16 protein-coding genes are annotated in these 20,196 nt (G+C 63.0%); 3 read left to right on the forward strand and 13 right to left on the reverse strand.

What is annotated here, in order from left to right:
- Positions 1–124: 124 nt before the first annotated feature.
- The 6 genes from glmM to E7T06_RS20965 all read right to left on the reverse strand — a co-directional run bounded on the left by glmM (position 125) and on the right by E7T06_RS20965 (position 4,432).
- Positions 125–1,468 carry a phosphoglucosamine mutase gene (gene glmM / locus E7T06_RS20940; protein ID WP_136367700.1) on the reverse strand — a complete coding sequence of 448 codons (1,344 nt, stop codon included), beginning with the start codon at positions 1,466–1,468 and terminating at the stop codon, positions 125–127.
- Positions 1,469–1,545: 77 nt separating this feature from the next.
- Positions 1,546–1,899, reverse strand: coding sequence for a hypothetical protein (locus E7T06_RS20945; protein WP_136367701.1), 354 nt, complete (start codon positions 1,897–1,899; stop codon positions 1,546–1,548).
- Positions 1,900–1,909: 10 nt separating this feature from the next.
- On the reverse strand, positions 1,910–3,028 hold the full coding sequence (locus tag E7T06_RS20950; RefSeq protein WP_136367702.1) for a crosslink repair DNA glycosylase YcaQ family protein: 1,119 nt from the start codon (positions 3,026–3,028) through the stop codon (positions 1,910–1,912).
- Positions 3,029–3,057: 29 nt separating this feature from the next.
- Positions 3,058–3,321, reverse strand: coding sequence for a 4-oxalocrotonate tautomerase family protein (locus E7T06_RS20955; RefSeq protein ID WP_136367703.1), 264 nt, complete (start codon positions 3,319–3,321; stop codon positions 3,058–3,060).
- A gap of 76 nt (positions 3,322–3,397) precedes the next feature.
- Positions 3,398–4,012: a DNA-3-methyladenine glycosylase gene (locus tag E7T06_RS20960; protein ID WP_136367704.1), complete on the reverse strand. Its 615-nt coding sequence runs from the start codon at positions 4,010–4,012 to the stop codon at positions 3,398–3,400.
- Between the two features lie 9 nt (positions 4,013–4,021).
- Complete coding sequence (locus E7T06_RS20965) at positions 4,022–4,432, reverse strand: hypothetical protein (protein ID WP_136367705.1); 411 nt, start codon at positions 4,430–4,432, stop codon at positions 4,022–4,024.
- Positions 4,433–4,642: 210 nt separating this feature from the next.
- Here E7T06_RS20965 and E7T06_RS20970 point away from each other — a divergent pair, with 210 nt between their 5' ends.
- Positions 4,643–5,401, forward strand: a complete 759-nt coding sequence (locus E7T06_RS20970) for a DUF937 domain-containing protein (RefSeq protein ID WP_136367706.1) — start codon at positions 4,643–4,645, stop codon at positions 5,399–5,401.
- Positions 5,402–5,638: 237 nt separating this feature from the next.
- On the opposite strand, the gene E7T06_RS20975 is transcribed toward E7T06_RS20970, so the two are convergent.
- Both E7T06_RS20975 and cysK read right to left on the reverse strand, forming a co-directional pair.
- On the reverse strand, positions 5,639–6,313 hold the full coding sequence (locus E7T06_RS20975; protein WP_136367707.1) for an aquaporin: 675 nt from the start codon (positions 6,311–6,313) through the stop codon (positions 5,639–5,641).
- A gap of 78 nt (positions 6,314–6,391) precedes the next feature.
- A complete protein-coding gene (gene cysK, locus E7T06_RS20980; protein ID WP_136367708.1) occupies positions 6,392–7,366 on the reverse strand; it encodes a cysteine synthase A in 975 nt (324 codons plus the stop codon).
- Between the two features lie 162 nt (positions 7,367–7,528).
- Between cysK and E7T06_RS20985 the strand changes: the two genes are divergently transcribed.
- Positions 7,529–8,428, forward strand: a complete 900-nt coding sequence (locus E7T06_RS20985) for a metallophosphoesterase (protein WP_136367709.1) — start codon at positions 7,529–7,531, stop codon at positions 8,426–8,428.
- A 98-nt stretch (positions 8,429–8,526) separates the two neighbouring features.
- On the opposite strand, the gene E7T06_RS20990 is transcribed toward E7T06_RS20985, so the two are convergent.
- Together E7T06_RS20990 and E7T06_RS20995 are read right to left on the reverse strand one after the other, a co-directional pair.
- The gene (locus E7T06_RS20990; RefSeq protein WP_136367710.1) at positions 8,527–10,383 is read right to left on the reverse strand and encodes a fasciclin domain-containing protein; all 1,857 of its coding nucleotides are present in this window, start codon (positions 10,381–10,383) and stop codon (positions 8,527–8,529) included.
- Between the two features lie 236 nt (positions 10,384–10,619).
- Positions 10,620–13,931 (reverse strand): DNA translocase FtsK, encoded by a 3,312-nt coding sequence (locus tag E7T06_RS20995; RefSeq protein ID WP_136367711.1) that lies wholly within the window; start codon positions 13,929–13,931, stop codon positions 10,620–10,622.
- 267 nt (positions 13,932–14,198) lie between these two features.
- Here E7T06_RS20995 and E7T06_RS21000 point away from each other — a divergent pair, with 267 nt between their 5' ends.
- On the forward strand, positions 14,199–14,630 hold the full coding sequence (locus E7T06_RS21000; RefSeq protein WP_240741213.1) for a M67 family metallopeptidase: 432 nt from the start codon (positions 14,199–14,201) through the stop codon (positions 14,628–14,630).
- A gap of 111 nt (positions 14,631–14,741) precedes the next feature.
- Here E7T06_RS21000 and E7T06_RS21005 read toward each other — a convergent pair whose 3' ends face one another.
- The 3 genes from E7T06_RS21005 to pulA form a co-directional block, all read right to left on the reverse strand.
- Positions 14,742–15,698, reverse strand: a complete 957-nt coding sequence (locus E7T06_RS21005) for a nucleoside hydrolase (protein ID WP_136367712.1) — start codon at positions 15,696–15,698, stop codon at positions 14,742–14,744.
- 16 nt (positions 15,699–15,714) lie between these two features.
- Positions 15,715–16,233: a hypothetical protein gene (locus E7T06_RS21010; RefSeq protein WP_136367713.1), complete on the reverse strand. Its 519-nt coding sequence runs from the start codon at positions 16,231–16,233 to the stop codon at positions 15,715–15,717.
- A 107-nt stretch (positions 16,234–16,340) separates the two neighbouring features.
- The gene (gene pulA, locus E7T06_RS21015) at positions 16,341–20,048 is read right to left on the reverse strand and encodes a pullulanase-type alpha-1,6-glucosidase (RefSeq protein ID WP_136367714.1); all 3,708 of its coding nucleotides are present in this window, start codon (positions 20,046–20,048) and stop codon (positions 16,341–16,343) included.
- Between the last annotated feature and the right edge of the window lie 148 nt (positions 20,049–20,196).

The raw sequence follows: 20,196 nt of genomic DNA on the forward strand, positions 1-20,196 counted from the left end.
CCCACCTCTTGGGCCTTCGTTGGTGTCGCCATAAATCCCTGCGTGGAAACTCTTGGTTGGAGCACAGGCGGAACGTGGATCGTGGTTTGCCTTTCCCCACGATCCACGTTCCTGTTTTAAGTGTTTACGCGCCTGCGCCCGCGTTGCCCCGCGCTTCTACCACCGCCGCCAAGATCCGTGCTACCTCATGAATTTCGGTTTCATCCGGGCCTTCTACCATCACGCGGATCAGGTTTTCGGTGCCGCTGGGGCGCAGGTTCACGCGGCCACGCCCGTTCAGGCGGGTTTCTGCTACGGCAACGGCGGCTAATACATGTGCGTCGGCGGCCAGCGCCTTCTTGTCTTTCACGCGCACATTCACCAGCGTTTGAGGAAACATCACCAATTCGTCGTGCAGCGCGTCTAGGGTGGTGCTCAGCTTCCGCATACTCGCCAACGTCAGCAGCGCAGTCAACACGCCGTCTCCAGTGGGCGACACGTCCAAAAACAGCACATGCCCACTCTGTTCGCCGCCCAACGTCAGGTGTTGCCCGTGCAAACGCTCATGCACATAGCGGTCACCCACAGCGGTGCGCTCCAGCGGAATACCCGCCTCGCTCAGTTTCACCTCTAGCGCCATGTTGGTCATGATGGTCGCCACGACAGCCTTTTCGCCGCGTGCGCGGGCATTCAGCAGCAGCATATGGTCGCCGTGCACCACGTTGCCGCGAGAATCGATCAGCAGGGCGCGGTCAGCATCTCCGTCGAAAGCCACGCCTAAGTCGTAATTCCCTTCGCGCACAATCTGTTGAAGGTGGGCCATGTGCGTGCTGCCACACTCGCGGTTGATGTTGCGGCCATCGGGCGTGGTGTACACGGCGAATACATCGGCCCCAGCGGCCTGAAACACCTTCGGGCCAACCCGGAAGGCCGCTCCGTTGGCGCAGTCCATCGCCACCCGCAGGCCCGTCAGGTCTGGCGCGTGAGACTTCAGATAATTGACATACAGGCGCTCTGCTTCGGTGTAGTTGGTGACGCTGCCCAGCGCAATGCCCGTCACTGGCGCGAACGAGGCCACATCGTCTATCGCGGCTTCAATTTCGTGTTCGGTGGTATCGCTCAGCTTTTGGCCGTCGCGCCCGAAAAACTTGATGCCGTTGTCTTCGTAGGGGTTGTGGCTGGCACTGATGACCACGCCTGCATCGGCCTTCAGGTGGCGCGTGAGGTAGCTGACGCCCGGTGTGGGCAGCACCCCCACATGAATCACGGTCACGCCCCGACTAGTCAGGCCCGCTGCGAGCGCGGCTTCCAACATATCCCCGCTCTGGCGCGTGTCTTTGCCAATCACGACGCTGGCCTTGCCGCCCGATGCCCGTTGCAGCACTTCTCCGGCGGCGGCTCCCAGCGCCATTACCCAAGCCGCCGTCAGCGGAAACTCGCCTGCCACAGCACGCACGCCATCTGTTCCAAAATACTTGCGGTCACTCATAGTCGGGCCATCATACGCCCATGAGTGTCATGAGTGCGGTGTGTATAGGGCGCAGAGGGCAAGAATAAAGCCGTGGGTCAGAAAGCGGCTTTGAGGCTCCATGCCACCAGAAAGCAGACGCAGCCTGCGATGAGAGCCATCAGCATCGGCGCAAAAGGGAGGGCGTCAAGCTTGGTTCCCTCTCCCAATCGGCTGCGGAGTTCGACTTCTGCCGACGAAGTGCCGATGGAACCGTAGATCATCGCTCCGGCCAGAATCCATAGCAAAATGCCTGCCCAGTTCAGGCCGTCCAGCGCCCCCGCCAGCGTCTGCCCCCGCAGATAGCCTAGGCCCGCGCTCAGCGCCGCCGCGCCCACGCCGTACAGACTCCCGCGCACCAAAAGTTCAGCTACAGCTTGCCCACGAGATTGAGACTTGATAGCTCCTGACATGGCGGCCACTCTACGCCTGTTCTACTGGCTTGAGGCCCAAGAATGTCCAGTACCGAGCGAGTTCTGCCTCTAACCCTTTGCGGAGCGCCGCCGTTTCCCGCATCCCCGGCAGCCACGCAATATCAGAGCGGAGTTGGCCTGCCTCTACCCGCAAATTGGCCCACCCTACGGCGCGTTCGGCCCAAAAGATCGGCAGCGCGTAGTACCCGAATTGGCGTTTGGCGGGCGGCGTGTAGGCTTCTAGGCGATACGCCCAGCCGTGCAGATGCTCCAAGCGGCGGCGATCCCACACCAGCGGGTCAAACGGCCCCACGATTCGCAGGCCGGACGGGGCAGAGGGCTGCTCAAGCTCCCACTCGGCGGGCCACACGTAGCGCAGGCCGTCTACTTTTGCGCCCATCAGGTCCTCTTTTACCGCGAGCTTGAAGGCCGCCCGCAAAGTCGTTTTCAGGTGTGGCAGCCCAAACCCGCTGAGACCGACGAGGTAGCCCAAGCTGGCTTCGGGGAGTGGGCCGTAGAGGTGAGCCAGCAAGGAAACCACGTGCTGTACGCGCTCGGTATCGGGCATGGGATCGGCACGCAGGGCGGCCAAGTGCGGTGCGGGGCCGTACACGCGCACGCCCGACACGCGCCGTAATACCCGCGCCTCTCCCCGGTAATGCAGGGCGTCCAGCGCCCGCGTAGTCCCGCTCGATTGTCCGCCCCATGCGTTTTCCACTCGGCCCACACCCAGCGCTGCCGTCGCCTCTTTGGGGTGCAGTTCGCCCCGCTCCTTCAGCAGCGCCCGCACGCTGTCCAGCAAGGCCGGATGCTCGCGCTCTATGCGGGTGGGGGCCACCTCACGCGGATGCAGCCACGCCTGCACTTGCCGGGGCACGAAGCCGTAATTGGGCAACATGTCTTCTTCGGCGTCCAGCACGGCGTACTGCTGTTCTAGGTCGCCTGCCCGGTAGCCCGCTACCCGCGCCATCAGCGTCAGGTCTTGGGCACGCGCCGGAACCCTAATCGGGTCGGCCTGCACAAATTTCATGCTGTCCAGCGCGGCCTGAATGGAAGGCTGCGGCCTCAGCGTGTGGAGGGCCAGCGCCCGCAAGTCGGCCGGGGTGAGGGTGGTGGGATGGTCGGGCATGGGGAAGGATAGGCCGTATCAGAGCCAAACTACGAACTATTTTCGGGCAGCTCCGTGCTGACCGTGCTTCCGGGGCTTGCAGGGAGCATTCCACTTACCCGCTCGCGGCGCACGCTCACCAGTTCTCCGCCAATGCCCCAGTTCTCAAGGGGCACTTCCTCTATCACAACCACCGTGGTACTGGGGTTTTTTCCTAGGACATCCACCAGCATTTGGGTGCTGCGGGCCACCAGTTCGGCCTTTTGCTCCGTGGTCACGCCTTCGTCGGTGATGCGGATATGAACGTAGGGCATCGCTCTCCTTTGGGTCTCTGTGTCCGACTGTAGCGCCTGCGTGGGAAAAGCAGTGCTCCACCCTCCGGGCCGTCGCCTAACCCACCACCAATTCCATGCTCGGCACGGCGGGCGACACCCACGCATTGCCCCGCAACAAAAAGCGCCACGGCAAATTGCGGCCTTCGCGGATGCCTACGCGGGCCGTTATTTCTACTTGCTCATCGGGCACGGGCGTTTCGGGCAGGCACAGATGCAGCCCGTCACTGTTTGCCCACGTTCCCGTAATCTGCGCCGGATTCAGCCCCAGTGCGTACACCAGTTTGGCGGGGCCGTTGGTCAGGTCGCGTTCCCGTGTGACTGGGCGTTGCGTCAGCATCTGGCCTATGCCCTCCAGCGGTTCTATGGCCCGGATCAGCACGCTGGCCGATACGCCTTCTTCCCGGCACGCCACCTGAAGGAGCGGGTGGCCGTGCGCCGTCCAGAACAGCCATTGCCCCGCCGGAATCGCCATTTCTGCGCTGCGGGCGGCGTGAAATCGGCCCGCCGTACAAGCCGGATCGCGGGGGCAATCGTAGGCCTCCACCTCCACTACCCGTCCGCTCAGGCGTTCGCCCCCCGGCAACACCCGCACCAGCGTGCCGCCCAACACTTGCCGCGCAATCTGCACCGGATCGTGCCGGAAGTAGGAAGGGGAGAGGGGAGCAGGCACAGGATGAGGTTAGCGCCTGCGGTACAGGAGGGCAGCCATCGGCAAAAGGACAATCAAGGCCGTCACTACAACCCAATCCACCACGCCTAAGGGCTGTTGTGTTCGCCAATCCAGAAGGCAGCGCACCACAAAGCCCACAATCAGAATGCTGGCCGCTGCACTCACTGTGGCTTGAGAAGATTGACCGTTCCGGCGGGCGCGGTTCCAAAGCCACCATCCTACAAACACGGGCACGGTAGAGCAGGCGATCAAGAACAAGTTGAAGGCGTTCAGCCCGTATTCAGAACTCCATGTCAGCACGTTGATAGCGGCCAGTACAGAGAACGCAATCAGTAGGAATGGCCCACCTCCCAACTGCGTTTTCCTTGCCGCCTGAATGCCGGGGTGGCCTCGCAATCCGAATCGGTCTGGTGACTTCACATCTTAGGATACATGGTCATTTATAGAAGATTGCCGTCTATTTTCCCCCTGCCGACCCCTATGAACCTCAGCTTTTCCTGAACGCCTGCCGCCTTCTGGTGGTGTCAGTAGGAGCGTGTGAAGCGTAGTCTGTCTGTCAGCACTCAACGATGACGGTTTTTTCACACCCTCACTCTACTCAGGGCCACTGCGCTCACGGAGGATTACACCATGATGGACATCTTTAACATGCTGGGCGGAATGGGACAGGCGCAGCAAACGGTAGGCAACCAACTGGGCACCAACCCCAACCAGACCAGCGCAGCTATGGAAGCCGCCGTGCCGCTGCTGCTGGGCGCACTGACCCGCAACGCCACGCAACCCGGCGGCCTCAACGCCCTCACCGGCGCACTCGATAAGCACGACGGCAGCGCCCTCGACGCCTTCGGACAGGGCCAGATGCCCAACACCCAAGACGGCCAAAAGATTCTGGGGCATGTTTTTGGTGGGCAGCAGCAGGCCGCCGCCAACGCTGTGGGCCAGCGTGCAGGCATCGATCCCCAAATGGCGATGCAAGTGCTGTCTATGCTGGCTCCGTTGGTCATGGGCTACCTCAGCCGTCAGCGTCAGGGCCAAGCACAAGGGGGCGGCCAAATGCAGGGCGGCGGTGATATCGGCAGCATCTTGGGCGGCCTGTTGGGTGGCGGCGCAGGCGGCGGGTTGGGCGGCATGCTCGGCGGACTCTTGGGCGGCGGGCAGCAACAGCAGCCCCAGATGCAGCAGCCTCAACAGGGCAACATGGGCGGCCTCGGCGGAATGCTGGGCAACGTGTTGGGCGGCGGGCAACAGCAGCAGAGCCAACATCAGCAGCCTCAGCAGCAAGCCCCCGGCGGTGACTTGTTCGGTACCCTCAATAAAGTGCTAGACCGCGACGGCAACGGCAGCGGCCTAGACGACCTGATCGGCATGTTCGGCGGCGGACGGCGCTAAGGCGCAGAAGCAAGGAGCTAGAGGGCTTCAGCGAAGGCGTTGATGTTCGCTAATCCCTCGCCAAACAGAAGAGGCGGCCCCGATGATGTGGGCCGCCTCTGTTTTTTCTAACTCGTCTGCCTACAGCGGTGTGGAAGTTTTTATCCCCTCTCTCCTTATAGGAGAGGGCGTTGCGAAAGCAACGGGTGAGGGGGCCACAGAGCGAACTCAGACTTGAAAACTGACGGAACGCCGTACTCAGTTCTTCAGTTCAGGTGCAACCGTTTTGGGCCGCATTCCATCGGTAAATTCGGCAATGAACGCACCCAAACCAGCGCCGATGATGGGGGCCAGCCAGTAGATCCAGTGGTTGGCCCAGTCGCCGGATACCAACGCGGGGCCAAACGAACGGGCGGGGTTCATGGCCGCGCCGCTGATGGGGCCGCCTGCCAAGATGTCCACCACGATGGTTAGGCCCACGATCAGGCCGCCCAAAATGCTGCGCTGATGAATAGCCACTTTCACGACCACCAGGACGAGGAAGGCGGTCAGAATAACTTCCATCAGGAACGCGCCGCCCGTGCCGATGCCTGCACCGGGGTTGGCGACGCCGTAGCCGACAGCCTTCATTTTGGCCTCTCCTACAGTGGCGAGGGCCGCGAAAGCGCCGAGGGCCGCGCCGACCAGTTGGGCCGGAATAAAGGCGGCGGTGGTACGCCAATCCTGATTTTTGGTGAGGCTCAGGCCGATGCTGACGGCAGGGTTAAACTGCCCACCGCTGACCGTACCCAGCGCCATAGCCATCACGGCAATGGCGAGGCCGTGTGCAAAAGCGACGCCCAAGAGGCCAGCATCGTTGGTAATGGCGAGAACGCCAGCGAAAATGAGTGCAAAAGTACCGATGGCTTCGGCAAGAAGTTTTTGAGGCAACATGAAGGAAGTATAAGCTGCGAATTGTATCCTAATCTGACTTAAAACGTGAGATTCTTAACGTAATTGCGATTCGCCGGGTCAGTCGGCGGCGGGTGCTTCAGGCAGCTTCTCGCGTGAATACGGCTGGTAGCCCTTGGGTGTGCCGGTGCCCTGATCGTTGAACAAACTGGTGGTGAGATAACGTGCGCCCGTATCGCAGGCAATGGTTGCTACCCGTTTTCCCGGCCCCAATCTGCGGGCCAGTTCTAGTGCGGCCCACACCATTCCGCCGCTGCTCATGCCCACAAACACGCCTTCTTCGCGGGCCAAGCGGCGGGCCAGCGGATAGGCGTCTTCTTCCCACACGGGGAACACTTCGTCAATCACGCTGCGGTCTAGGTTGGCGGGAACAAATCCCGGCCCCATGCCCTGAAACCCGTGTTCGCCACGTTCGCCGCCGCTCAGGACGTTACTGCGGGCGGGTTCTACGGCCACCACTTTTATGCCCGCATCCTGACTTTTCAGGAACCGCCCGACGCCGCTGATGGTGCCGCCTGTGCCAGAGCCGTACACGAAGGCGTCGATTTGGCCGCCCATCTGTGCCCACAGTTCCGGCCCGGTGGTGCGCTCGTGGGTTTGAGGATTGGCGGGATTGGTGAACTGACCCATCATGACCGCGCCTGTTTCCGCCGAAATTTTCTCGGCTTCTTCTATGGCCGCCAGCATCCGGCGTTCGGGGTCGGTCAGCACCAGTTCTGCGCCGTAGGCCAGCAGCGTCCGTTTGCGTTCCTCGCTCATTTGGGCGGGCATACACAAAATCAGGCGGTAGCCTTTGGCGGCGGCTACCTGCGCCAACCCGATGCCCGTATTGCCGCTGGTGGGCTCCACAATCGTGCCGCCGGGTTTCAACAGGCCGCGCCGCTCGGCGTCTTCGATCAGGCCCAGTGCGGTGCGGTCTTTGATGCTGCCGCCGGGGTTCTGGCCTTCCAGTTTTACGAATACATCTGCCATTTCTGGCGTCACGACCCGCCGAAGCTGAAGCAGGGGCGTGTTTCCGATCAGAGCCTCGATCATGGGTGCAGTCTAGAGCGTCTGGGCGCAATCAAATGGGCGCAATCAAATAAACGCAGTCAAATGGGCGCAGTCAAATGGGCGCAGTCAAATGGGCGCAATCGCAACTGTATTGAGAATCGGTTCAGAGTCTTGAGTTCCCCCCAGACTCTAGAATGCTCCCCGATGCGTCTTGCCGTGCTGGCCGATATTCATGGAAACGCCGATGCTTTGCGGGCCGTGCTGCACGATGCCCGCGCACAGGGAGCCGATGGCCTGATCGTGAACGGCGATGTAGTGAACCGAGGCCCCGACAGCGTAGAGGCACTGGAAACCCTGCTGAATCTGCCCGCTGCCTTCCCACTGGGCGTGCGTTTTACGCTGGGCAACCACGACGATTTGCTGCGGCTGTGGCAAGCGCGGAGTAATCTGCTGCCCGCCGATTGGTTCTCCGATCCATTTTGGGGTGCGACGGCTTGGAGCGCCGAACAACTGGAGCGGGTAGGGCTGCTGCATACGCCCGCCGACTGGCCGATGTCGCTTACCCTCTCGGCCCCCGGCCTCCCCGATGTGCTGGTGTCGCACGGCACGCCCGACGAGTACCGCGAAGGCATCAGCGAGCGCACCGAGCCGCAGCGGGTGGCCGAGTTGTCGGACGGTGGCCGGTACGGCGTCCTGATCGGCTCCCATATTCACCGCCAAGCCGACGCGGTATTTGAGTTGGCAGGCGGCCAAAGTGTGCGCGTACTGAACACCGGGGCTGTGGGCGCACCCGCCGATGGTGACCCCCGCGCAGGCTATCTCCTTCTGACCGCTACCCTGTCAGGCTGGCAAACGATTTTGCGGCGCGTAACTTATGACCGGGCAGGCATTCTGCGGCGCTTTGAAACCAGTGGCCTGCTCCGAATGGGCCTCAGCGCCGAAATCTTCCGCGATGAAATCGTGACTGCCCGCAGCCTGTATACCCCGTACTGGACATGGACTGAAGCCGAACAGATGCCCCGCACGGCAGCGACTTGGGCGGCCTTTTTGCGCCAACATCCAGCAGACGACTTGCGCCCGGTGTTGCCCAAGCTAGAGCGGTAGGCGTGCAGAGCGGGGCTAAGGCAGCCCGAGGAAGCAGCAAAAACCGCGCCCCACATGGAGGCGCGGTGAATCAAGCGGTGAGGTTAGCGCAGGATCGATTAGCGCAGGCTGGGGGGCAGCAGCACGGTGTCAAGGGCGTACACGCGGCTGGTGCCTACCGTCATCAAGGAACCGGTGTCCACTTTGGCGGTTTCAATCTGAACCGTTCCGTCGGCGCGGGTGACTTTCAGGGTGCTGCCTTCAGCGCTCGTCAGCTGGTCGTTGGTGGTGGTCAGATCGACGCTAGAGGCGACGACGTGGTACAGCAAGACCTGCTTGAGCTTGGCGGGATCGGCTTGCAGGGCGGCCAGCGTTGCGGCAGGCACCTTGGCAAAAGCGTCGTTGGTAGGGGCAAAGACCGTGAAGGTGCCGTTGTTGAGGGTATCGGTCAGGCCAGCGGCTTGCACGAGGCTAGCCAAAACGCTGAAGCGGGCGTCCGTCAGCAGCGCGACGGTGGTGCTGGCTGCCGGGGTAGCAGCAGCGGTAGTGGTGGCCGTGGCCGTAGTCGTCGTGGTGGTGGCCGTCGCCGTGGTGTCGGTCGTGGTGGCCGTAGCAGTCGTGTCGGCTGCGGGGGCTTCCTCTACCACAGGGGCGGGCAGCGTGAAGTTGGGGGGCAGCAACACTTGGTCGATGACAAAGATGGTGCCGTTGCAGGCCTGTGCATCGGTGGTGGCCACAGTGGCCGACACCAGATCAACGGTAGCCGTACCCACCAGTTGCTTACCGCCGCTGTTGCCGGGGGTCAGCTCGCTGCCTTCCGCCGTTCTCAGCACTTCGCCGCTGGCGAGTTGGTCGGTGGTGATGATGCCTTCCACGACGTGATACAGCAGCACTTGCTTCAGCAGATCGGGCGTGCTGGCAATCACGGCCAGCGTGTCGGGATCTACGGCAGCGAAGGCTTCGTTGGTGGGCGCGAAGATGGTGTATTCGCCGCTCATCAGCGTTTCGGTCAGGCCCGCATCGCTGAGCAGGTCGCGCAGGGTGCTGAAGCGGTCGTCGGCCACGATCACGTCGTACAAGGTGTTGCTGCCAACCACGCACTCGGCGGTGGGGGTAGCGACTTCTGCAACGACAGTGGTGTCGGCGGTGGTGGTCTCGGCAACGACGGTGGTGTCCGTGGTGGTCGTGTCGGTAGTGGCCGTATCCGTCGTGGTGGTCTCCGCGACTGCCGTATCCGTCGTCGTAGTTTCAGTGGTCGTGGTGGTCGCGCCGCTGAGAGGAGTCGCGGGAATTTGGCTGATGTCGAACGGTGCCGCTGTGACCGCGACTTCTGCTGCGGGTGCGGGGGCTTCCTCTACTGCGGGGGTTTCTTCAGCCACGGGTTCCGGTGCGGGGGTTTCCTCGGCAACGGGTTCAGGCGCAGGCGTTTCTGCTACCGGTGCGGGTGCAGGCGTCTCGGCCATAGCCATCGGGGGCATCAGCACGGTGTCGATAATGTGAATCACGCCGTTACAGGCGGGCACGTTGACTTGGGTAATGGTCGCGTCGTTGATCATAACAGTGCTGCCGCTGACCATCACGTCGATGCGGGTGCCTTGTACGGTGCGGGCGCTCTTGATTCCGGCCACCTGTTTGGCAGCGATTTTGCCGGGAACCACGTGATACAGCAAGACGCTCTGAAGCATCTCAGGATCGTTGAGGACGGTTGCCAGCATGTCGCTCGGCACTTTGGCAAAGGCGGCGTTGGTGGGGGCAAACACCGTAAATGCGCCGCTGCTGAGCGTGTCGCCTAGGCCCGCGGCTTCTACAGCCACAGCCAGCGTGCTGAACTGAGGGTCACTCATGACCAGTTGGGCAATGGTCTTACAAGCTGCAGGAGCAGCGGCAGGACGGGCGACGGGTGCACCGGCTCCGCCCGCGACTGCGGACGTGGCGAGGAGCAGGCTGAGGGTCATCAGGCCAGTTTGCTTTTTCATGTAGTTCACCTCTAAGGAAAGTTCGCTTCTTAATCAACACTACTCCGCGCAGAAAAGCAACCCAGAGCAGCATCTGCACAGGTCTCCTAAACGAACTGCCCAAGGCGTTTGGGAGGATACTCACCTGTCTTTCATCTGAACTGACTGAAATAGTGTTTCATTCCGCACATTCAAACCCGCCGTGCGGCAGCCATCTCGCCTGCGCTCACTCGCCCCGCTCTCACTTCCCACAGTATTTATTTTCCAAAGTATTCGGGCAAATCGGTGTCATGAATCAGCACGTCACGCGGCTTGCTGCCCTGATGTTTGGATACGATGCCCATCGCCTCCAGCAAATCCATCAGTTTTCCGGCGCGGGCGTGGCCCACACTCAGGCGGCGTTGCAGGCGCGACACGCTGCCCTGCCCTTCCTCGATGCAAATGGCCGCCGCTTGGCGCAGCAGAGGATCGCTGAAATCGAGGTTGGCGCGGTCATTGCTGGGGCCGCTGGCTTCCACACCGCCCTCGAAGTCTGACCCATACGCCTCCACAAAGTCGTCCTCGAACACCTGTCGGCGCAGTTCCTCGGTAATGCGGGCCGACTCCACTTCGCTGATGTACGGCCCTTGCAGACGCACAGGTTTCACGTGTCCGGGCTGATAAAACAGCATGTCGCCCATGCCGGTCAGGCGTTCTGCACCCACCGAATCCAGAATGGTGCGGGAATCGTGCGTGCTGCTCACCGCAAAAGCAATTCGGGCGGGCACGTTCACTTTGATCAGGCTGGTCAGAATGTCTACGCTGGGGCGCTGGGTCGCCAAAATCAGGTGCATTCCGGTGGCGCGGGCCATCTGGGCCAGCCGCATAATCGCCGACTCCACTTCCTTCGGGCTGGTAATCATCAGGTCGGCCAACTCGTCAATGATGATGATCAGGTGCGGCAATTCTACATCTCCGACTTGCCGCATCTTGGCGTTGTACTGCTCCAAGTTCTTCGCGCCCACCTGACTCATCATCTTGTAACGGCGTTCCATGTGGGCCACCGCGCCCAGCAGCACACCCGCCGCGTCTACCGGATTGGTCACCACGCTGCGTACAAGGTGAGCAATGCCGTCGTATGGCGTGAGTTCCACCATCTTCGGGTCGATCATCAAGAAGCGCAGTTCGTGGGGCAGATACTTGAACAGCAGCGACGTGATGAGCGTGTTCACGCAGACCGACTTGCCCGATCCGGTGCTGCCCGCCACCAGCAGGTGCGGCATTTTGGCGAGGTCGCCCACCACCAGTTCGCCGTCGATGCTTTTGCCCAAAATCATGGGCAGTTTGGCGCGGGTGTTGCGGAATCCCGCAGAGGCCGCCGCCTGATGAAAAGTCACGGGTTCGCGCTCGCTGTTGGGCACTTCCAGCCCGATCACGCTTTTGCCGGGTACAGGCGCTTCGATACGCACGCCGCCCACCGCCAACGCCCGCGCTAGGTCGTTGCTGAGGTTAGCGATCCGAGAAATCTTTTCGCCGGGGGCAGGCTCGATTTCGTAGCGGGTGACGGTGGGGCCACGTGCAAAATCCACGACTCTGGCCTGCAACCCGAAGTGCCGAAGCGTCTGCTCGATCACGGCGGCCCGCTGACGTGCGGCCACGTCCAGCGCGGCGAGATTGCTGGCGACTTGGGGAATCGGATCAAGGAGGTCATAGCTGGGCAGGGCCGGAGCGGTGGCCCCGATAGGCTGGGGAACAGGGCGGCGGCGCTGCGCCGGAGCTTCGGCACTTTCCCAAGGTGCGGCCTGCACGCCGCCTTGCCCCAACAAAGGTTTTTGGCGCATGGGCACGGCGGGCATGGTTGGAGGTCTGGCTGGAGCTTTTGCCGAAGCCTCAGCACCGGGCCGCGAAAAGGGCATGTCTTCGTCGTCGCCCCAAGGGTCGAGGCCGTCTAATTCTCCATCGGCCAACTCTGCGTGGGCTTCCAGATCGTCTTCATCGTCAAAAATATCGGGGCCAGTCGGAGGGAGGAGGGGAGAGGAGACTGAGGGGGCGAACGCGGGTGCGGGGCGTTCCGGGCTGACCACTGCGCCGCCTCCCCGCGGGCCAGATTCCTTCAAACTGGAATCTCTCACTTTGGACGGTTGCCATTCCAGAGCGGCTCCACCTTGCGCGGCTTCTGTGCCCGAGTCGCTGCCCATGCTGCCACCGTTCATGCTGCTAAAGTCGGTGAAATCGAAGTTCATGCTGGGCGGCGTGACTGGGGCAGGCGCGGCCATCGCTTCGGCCCGGCGCAGGGCGTCTTCCTGAGCGCGGGCGAGGCGTGCCCGCCACTGTTCCTGCGCGGCCAGCGTGCCGTCTGGGTCGCTGCGGAGGGCTTCGGCCACTGTGGCGGCCACTTCGGTGGGGGCGCGGTCAAACGCGGCGGCCAGATCGGGCCAGCCGGGGTAGTGGCGCTCGCGGTCTTGCCAATCTATCCACTCGCGGTTCAGTTCGGCCCACGCGGTCACGCGCTCAGTGTGGGCAGGCAGTTCGCGGGCCAGCACGGCGACATCGGCCTTGGCTAGCGCCTTTTCTGCGGCTTTGCGCTCGCGCTCCAGCTTGCCTGCACGCAGGGCCAAGCGCTGCACTTCGGTCACGCTGCGGCGGCGCAGGGTTTCCAGTTCTCCGCTGGCCTGCGTGCTGGGCAGTTCTACGCTCAGTTCGTGCCGCCCACCAGATATTTCTTTCATCACGGCTTCGGCTTTGGCTCCGGCGTCGGGCGCTTCGGCGTTGACCTGTTCACGTAAGTCGCGGGCGGCGTTGCCCACAAACGTGGCCGTCACAGCCCGCCAGCCGTCCAAATCCCGCGAGGCGTCCTTCAACCCTGCTTCGTCTAGCCCCTTCAGTTCGCGCACGGCGGCCCGCACTTCTTCGGCCTGAGATTTCAGTTCCCGCGCCGATGGGTATAGTTTTCGCAGAGTGTCCAGATCGCGGGCGTGGGCGCTGAGGCCTTGCCGCGCCTCGGCACGGGTGCGGGCGGCGTCCCGGCCTTCTTGCCGCGCTTCTATTGCGCCCTGCACGTTGGCCGACGCCCCGCCCAGCAGCACACTCACTTGCCGGAAAAATCCCTTCAGCAACGTGAGGGGCCGCAGCCGCAGCATAATTTCTAGCCCCAGAGTCAGCACCACCAACGGAATCAGGGCCGCCACATAGCTCAGCACGCTCAGCGGGGCCATGACTAAGGTTGCCAGCTTGCCCGCTGCCTCCGGCTCGAAGACTTCGTGCAGGGCCAGCAGCGCCAGCGTAACCAATACGCCGCCCAGCACCCGCCGCGTCAGGTTGGCGAGGTCACGGCCCAAGAACACCAGCACGCCGTAGGCCACCGGAACCACCGGCAGCACGTATGCGCCCCAGCCCAGCCAGCCCAGCAGCAGTCCCCGCGCCTGCGCCATCAGGCTGCCCGACGTTTCGCCGCCCGTGCGCGTGGGCGGCTCTAGGAGCAGCGTCACCGCCAAAAAGATTCCGAGGGCGAACAGGACGAGTCCCAACGCCTCCCCATCAAACCGGTTCGCGGGAGCCGCCGCCTTCCGAGCCTTCACCGCCTTCGACATGGCCCCACTGTACCGCACAATGCCCGCTGGACTGGCCGGGAATTCCGTTCCCAGCGCAAGTTTCTGACGGGGCGGCCCGCTGATGGGGGTGTTGGGGGCAGTGGGGCAAGGCGTGAGTGGTGGGTGGTGAGTGGGTAGTGGGAAAGGCGTGGTGGCGGCTGGATTTCCGATTCGGGTCAGTAAAAATAGTTTTGAAGATAGAGGGTCTGAATGTCTGTCGTTCATCAACCGCCGCCTGCACCTGTTCGCCTCTAGACTGATCCTGCCTTGACCGAAGCCGATTTACCGCTCACCACCGCCCTGCACCTGCCCCGTGTGCTGGAAGGGGCGTTGTGGGCACACGCCCGCCGCGACGCCCCTGCCGAATGCGTGGGGGCCATAGGTGGGCATGTGCGCCCAGACGGACTACACGCGCACGCCTTGTACCCGCTGCCTAACATTGCCCCTGACCCGGCGCGGCAGTATTTGGCCGATCCGGGCCACCTGTTGCGGGCGCTGAGGGCCATGCAGGCGGAAGGCCTAAGCCTCGTGGCGCTGTACCATAGCCATCCCAACGGCCCTGCCACCCCTAGCCGCACCGATACGCAGTTGGCGGCCTACTCGGTGCCCTACCTGATCGCCGATCTGCGCGGCGGCTCGTTGCTGGGGTACTCGCTGCCAGACGGTACGGCGGTGGATATCGTGTCGGATGCTGGGTGAGTCGTGAACTGTCAGTCTTGACCCGTGGACGGGATGTTGTAGAAATCTCTACCAAGCATGAAATCACAGATTCCGCGCCCACCACGCATCCCCCACATTCCAGATGCTCTGCTAAGGCAGCCGCCCAACCCGCTCCAGCAACAGCGCGAAGAAGGCGGGTTCATCTAGCTCTAGGCCCACCTGTACGCATTCGGTGGGTTCCGGTTTGCCGTACAGGTCGCACACCGTTCGCCCAAAATTCAGACCGTCTTGGGTCTCCACCTGCACGCGCATGGGCCGGAAGGTAAACAACTCGGGGCGAACGACGGCGGCCACCGCCACCGGGTCGTGCAGCGCACCCCCGTTCAGGCCGTAGCGGGCGCGGTAATGCACGGCGTAAAAGGTCAGGAGTTCGGCGCACACGGCCCCGGCGCGGTTCCCCAGTGCGCGGAGGTCGTCCAGACGGTCTGGCGTGGCAATAGACTGCATCGTCAGGTTCAGGCCCACCATCCGCACCTGTGCCCCGGAACTCAGTACCACATGGGCGGCGTGTGGGTCGGCCAGCGCATTGAATTCGGCGGCGGGTGTGCGGTTGCCGTGCGCGGTGCTGCCGCCCATCCAGACCACTTCACGCACTTTGGCGGGCAGGTCGGGGGCCAGCCGGAATGCAAGGGCCACGTTGGTCAGCGGGCCAGTGGCGATCAGCGTTACTTCGCCGGGTTGGGCGCGAATGGCCTGAATCATGAACAGGGCGGCGTGCAGGGCTTCCGGTTCCCTCACGGGCGCAGGCAAACCGGCAGCAGGCAGGCCAGAATCGCCGTGAACTGCCGCCGCCGTCATCGCCTCACGCACCAACGGGCGGTCTGCCCCGGCGTAGTGCGGCACAGTGCGGCCCGCCTCGCCAGTCAGCGCCAAAATCACGCCCGCGTTGTGGCTGGTGCGTTCTAGCGGCACGTTGCCATGCACGCTGCATACGCCCAAGACCTGCACTTCGGCGGGGCTGGCGAGGGCCAACATCCACGCGACGGCGTCGTCTAGGCCGGGGTCGCCGTCCAGAATAATGGGTTTGGGAAGGGGGCTGCTGGTCATGGCCGAATTCTAGAGATCAAGAGCCGCCCCCATCTTCATCCAACTCCTCGTCTAATGCCTCTAGTCCGCCGATCCCGAAGTCAGTCAGCAAACTGTTGACCGCTTCCAGTTGCGCCCAAGGCAACATGTCTGACGGCAATTCCCCAGCCCGCTTGAGGGCCGATTCCCACATGCTGCTGAGGCTGTCCAGCAACGAATCTGGCCCGCCGAATCCGTTCCAGCATTCCATCCCCGCCTGCACGAACTGAAGTTGCAGCGTCAGAACTTCCAGCGGCGAAGCGACTTTGGCATAGGCGGCGATGGCGGCCAGCGCCCCGCTGGTTTTCAGCGTCGGCGTGCGCTTGCCCAGATGGAAGGCCCGCGCAATCTCGGCTTCCGCCTTGGCCCGTAACCCGGAAGTATCGTTGTCCAGCAGGGCGGTCAACAGATTTTTATTGGCGGTACTGGCCTGAAAGAGTGTCTCGATGAGGCCACGCAACTCCGGGGCGTCCATGTTTTGCAAACTGCGCCGGAGGGCAGTGAGGGTCAGTGGCATGGAACCAGCATATGGAGACAGAGGACGGCGGAAAGCCGAAGCCCCCGCCGTCCCCATCTTCTCTTTTGTTTCTGTCCCTAGACCCTTAGACGCCGTTCTTCCTGCGCCTACTTCCCGACAAACACCGCCGTCGTCAGCCCCGGCACGCTCAGGCTGCTGCCCGCTACCTTGCTGGTTTTTACCACGCTGTCGGTGCTGGCGGCCAAGACCGGGTGCAGGCTCAGGTTCAGGCCCGCAAAGGTCGGATCGCTGAAATTGACCGTCTGGCCGCTGCCGTTGAACACCACAACCACGTTGCGGTAAGGGTTGGTGGTGTTCACGGCTCCGGTCAGGCGCATCACGATCACGCCGGGGGTCTGGTTCGGCCCGGTGTTCAGGAATTTCAGGCCTTGCTGCACCTGCGCCGCCGTGTCCATGCGGAACAGGGTGGAGGAATAGCGCACCCGCAGCATGTCGCGGTAGTGGTCGAAGGCGCGGGTGATTTCGGTGCTGGAGGGCTTGAAGGCCGCGTTGCCCAGCAGCGGGCGGTACAGGTTCCAATTCCCCTCGTTCTTCTCGGCGGGCGGCAGGCCCTTGCCGAAGCCGTTGCTGGCGCGGGAGAAGTCCAGCGTATTGAACCAGTCGCCGCTGTTGTAGGAGTCGGTATCGAAGCTCTTAGAGCGCAGGATTTCATCGCCCGCGTAGCTGAACGGCAACCCCTGACCCAGCAGCACCACGCTATGGGCGAGGTTTTGCATCCGGGTGCGCTGGGCGGGCGTGGCCCCCGCCGGAGCCTTCAGCACTACCGCGTCGTAGAGGGTCTGGTTGTCGTGGGCGCTGGCATAATTGATGCTTTCGCGGGGGCTGGCGGCGTATCCGGCGGGCGCACCGTTGTAGTTCACGTTGGCCCCGGTGGTTTCTTTGCCCAGACCGTTGGTGAACTTGAAGTCGCGCAAGTTCCCACTCAGGCCCACCCGCACGAGGTCGGCCAGTTGCAGCGCCTTATTGCGGTCTGCATTTTGCGGTTGGCTGTTGGGCAAGGTAGCCAGCCCAGTCGCAAAGCCCTGATCTTGCAGCCCGCCAAACGGATTGCCGCCGCGCACCGCGTCCCGAATGCGGTCATTGAAGGTGCCGATGCCCTGCCCGTACATATTAATTTGGGTGGCATTCACGCCGCGCTTGTTGCCCTGCACTTCGCCAAAGTCCCAACCCTCGCCGTAAATGTAAATCTGCTTGCCGTCCACGCCGTCTTTGGGCAGCGTCAGGGCGTCCAGCGCGGTGCGGGCGGCTTTCATATCGGCCACCAGATGATGTCCCATCAGGTCGAAGCGGAAGCCGTCCACCTTGTAGGCTTTCGCCATGAGCACCAGCGAATCCACCATCAGGCGGCGCATCATGGCGTGTTCGGTGGCGGTATTGGAGCAGCAGGTGGAGTTTTCCACGCCCCCATTCACGTTCAGGCGGTGGTAGTACCCCGGCACGATCCGGTCAAGGACACTGCGCTCATTCTGCCCACTGGCCGCCGTATGGTTGAACACCACGTCCTGCACCACGCGCAGGCCCGCCCCGTTCAGCGCCATCACCATCGAGCGGTATTCGCGGGTGCGGTCTGCCGGATTCACGGCGTAGCTGCCTTCGGGGGTCATGTAGTGGTAGGGATCGTAGCCCCAGTTGTAGGGGTCGGCGTCTTTTACGGCGGTCACGGCGGCCTGCTGCTGGTCGCTGTTGGGGGGCATCTTGCTCAGGTCGGGCGCGGCCTTCCACTTGGTTTTGTCTTCCTCGATGGTGGCAATGTCGAAGGTAGGCAGCAAGTGAACGGCCTTCAGTCCTGCGTCGGCCAACGCCTTCAGATGTTTCATGCCGTTGCTGCCCGCCTGCGTAAAGGCAAGGTAAGTGCCGCGCTGGGCGGCGGGCACGCTGGCGTCGGCGGCGCTGAAATCCCGCAGATGCAACTCGTAGAAGCTCAGGTCGCTGGCGGAACGCAGGGCGGGTTTTTTCAGGCCTTCCCAGCCCGCAGGTTTTTGCGCCGCGTCGTTCAGGTCGGTCAGAATGCTGCGCGTGCTGTTCTGGCTCAGCGCCACCGAATAGGGATCGGTGACCAGATTGGTTTCCACTTTGCCCGTGCTGGGCGCGTAGACCTTCACTTCGTAGCGGTAGCCGAGGCCCCTCCAGTTGGCTCCGCCCGCCGCTGTCCATACGCCCTTGGCGTCGCGGGTCATGGGGACGGTGCGCTCGCCTGTGCCGTCTGCCGCACTCAGGCGCAATTTTACGTCCTCCGCGGTGGGTGCCCACAGCCTCAGCGTGGGTTTGGCTCCCTGCCAAGTGGCTCCCAGTGGGCCGTCGTAGGCGTACAGGTCGTCGAGTGCCCACGCGGTTTGCACGCCAGTCGCGTCTATCAGCGTGCCGTCGGGCAGGGCGCTACTGATCGCCACTTGCCCACGCAGGGCCGCGCCTACTTTGGCCCGGTCTTCCTCGCGTACCCGCAGCAGGGCGTATCCGGCAAGGTAGGGCGCTTTGGCCTTCAGCGCCGCGCTCAGGCCGCCGTCTACCGGGTTCAGGGTCAACGTGGTGCCGCCGTCCACGCCCGCCGGAGTCAGTTTCAGGCTGGCATCGGGGGCCGTGTGCAGGGTCAGGAACGCTCCCGGCTGCACAAATTCTGGCTTCACGGCCACCAAGTCGCGCCCCAGCATAATGGCTTGCTGCTTGGTCAAGTCGCCCACCACGCGCACGCTGGTATCCGGGCGGGTCGTGTTCACCGCCGCGTTGCCGCTCACGATCCACGCCTGATTGCCCGCCGTACTGTTGAGGGTCTGGTCGGGGCCGGGGTCTTTGTCGTCGCCCTTATGCACGATAAAATTCAGCTTGCCCCAACCCTCTTTCATAGGCACGTCCCAGTACACGCCAAAGCTGTTTTTGCCCGTCTGGGCCAGTGGCGCAGTCCATTCGGTGGGTTTGGTGGTGTCTTCCCACACATGCAGGCCCCAGCCGTCGTATTTGCCGTCTGGGCGGTAGTAGTTGATTCGGGCGGTGTTGGCGGGCACAGGCGCGTCGCTCAGGGCAGCGGGTGCGCCGTAGGCAAAGGCTTCCTTGCCGCTCGTCACGGTCACTTCGCGGCCTTTGCTCAGGTCTGCCGACATGTCCGGGCCGGGGTCTTTTTCATCGCCCTTATGCACGATGAAATTCACTTTGGCCGCCCCAGCCTTCAGAGGCACGTCCCAATACACACCGCCCGCATCTTTGCCCGTCTGGGCCAGCGGTTTGGCCCATTCCACCACCGCCGTCGTATCTTCCCAGACATGCAGGCCCCAGCCTTCATAGTTGCCGTCGGGCCGCACGTAGCGCACGCGCAGCACGTTGTCGGGAATGGCTTGGGCGGCAGTGGCAGGCGCGGCGGCAGGAGCAGCTTGGGCCACCGTTTGCGCCGCAGCCTGCGCTACAGGCGCTTTGCTGGCGTCCACCTTCAGGGCCGCACCTTTGGCATAGGCCACCAGCGTGCCGCCCGATTTCAGAAACAGTTCGCGGCCCTTGCTGAGGTCTAACCACAGGTCGGAATCCGGGCTTTTTTCGTCACCTTTATGCACGATGAAACCGACTTTCTGGGCGTTGGGTTTCAGCGCCACGTCGAAGTAAGCCCCGAAGTCGTCTTTGCCCGCTTGGGCGAGGGGTGCGGCCCATTCGGTAGGTTTGGCGGTGTCTTCCCAGAGGTGCAGGCCCCAGCCTGTGTACGCGCCATCGGCCCGCTGATAATGAATCCGGGCCGTATTTTGGGGCAAAGAGGTTTGCGCCGCCGCCGAAGCAGCCAGCGCGAGCGTCATCAGCGTCGCCAATCTTTTCATGTGTGCCCAGAATTGTAGCGGTTCCATAACGGCTAGGGCGTGAGGCACAGGGGCTTAAGCTGGCCTTTATCTGGGCGAGTATTTGGCGCAGTCCCAACCCGGCTTTACGTGCTGCACACGCGCCCGCCGCGCCCCAGTTCTAGCCTTG

Source organism: Deinococcus sp. Arct2-2 (assembly GCF_004801315.1).
Taxonomy (GTDB): domain Bacteria; phylum Deinococcota; class Deinococci; order Deinococcales; family Deinococcaceae; genus Deinococcus.

Coding starts and splice junctions, on each gene's coding strand:
- E7T06_RS20970 (WP_136367706.1), top strand. CDS start 4,643: ATGATGGACATCTTTAACATGCTGGGCGGAATGGGACAGGCGCAGCAA.
- glmM (WP_136367700.1), bottom strand. CDS start 1,468: ATGAGTGACCGCAAGTATTTTGGAACAGATGGCGTGCGTGCTGTGGCA.
- E7T06_RS20975 (WP_136367707.1), bottom strand. CDS start 6,313: ATGTTGCCTCAAAAACTTCTTGCCGAAGCCATCGGTACTTTTGCACTC.
- pulA (WP_136367714.1), bottom strand. CDS start 20,048: ATGAAAAGATTGGCGACGCTGATGACGCTCGCGCTGGCTGCTTCGGCG.
- E7T06_RS20955 (WP_136367703.1), bottom strand. CDS start 3,321: ATGCCCTACGTTCATATCCGCATCACCGACGAAGGCGTGACCACGGAG.
- cysK (WP_136367708.1), bottom strand. CDS start 7,366: ATGATCGAGGCTCTGATCGGAAACACGCCCCTGCTTCAGCTTCGGCGG.
- E7T06_RS20990 (WP_136367710.1), bottom strand. CDS start 10,383: ATGAAAAAGCAAACTGGCCTGATGACCCTCAGCCTGCTCCTCGCCACG.
- E7T06_RS20995 (WP_136367711.1), bottom strand. CDS start 13,931: ATGTCGAAGGCGGTGAAGGCTCGGAAGGCGGCGGCTCCCGCGAACCGG.
- E7T06_RS20985 (WP_136367709.1), top strand. CDS start 7,529: ATGCGTCTTGCCGTGCTGGCCGATATTCATGGAAACGCCGATGCTTTG.
- E7T06_RS20950 (WP_136367702.1), bottom strand. CDS start 3,028: ATGCCCGACCATCCCACCACCCTCACCCCGGCCGACTTGCGGGCGCTG.
- E7T06_RS21005 (WP_136367712.1), bottom strand. CDS start 15,698: ATGACCAGCAGCCCCCTTCCCAAACCCATTATTCTGGACGGCGACCCC.
- E7T06_RS21010 (WP_136367713.1), bottom strand. CDS start 16,233: ATGCCACTGACCCTCACTGCCCTCCGGCGCAGTTTGCAAAACATGGAC.
- E7T06_RS20945 (WP_136367701.1), bottom strand. CDS start 1,899: ATGTCAGGAGCTATCAAGTCTCAATCTCGTGGGCAAGCTGTAGCTGAA.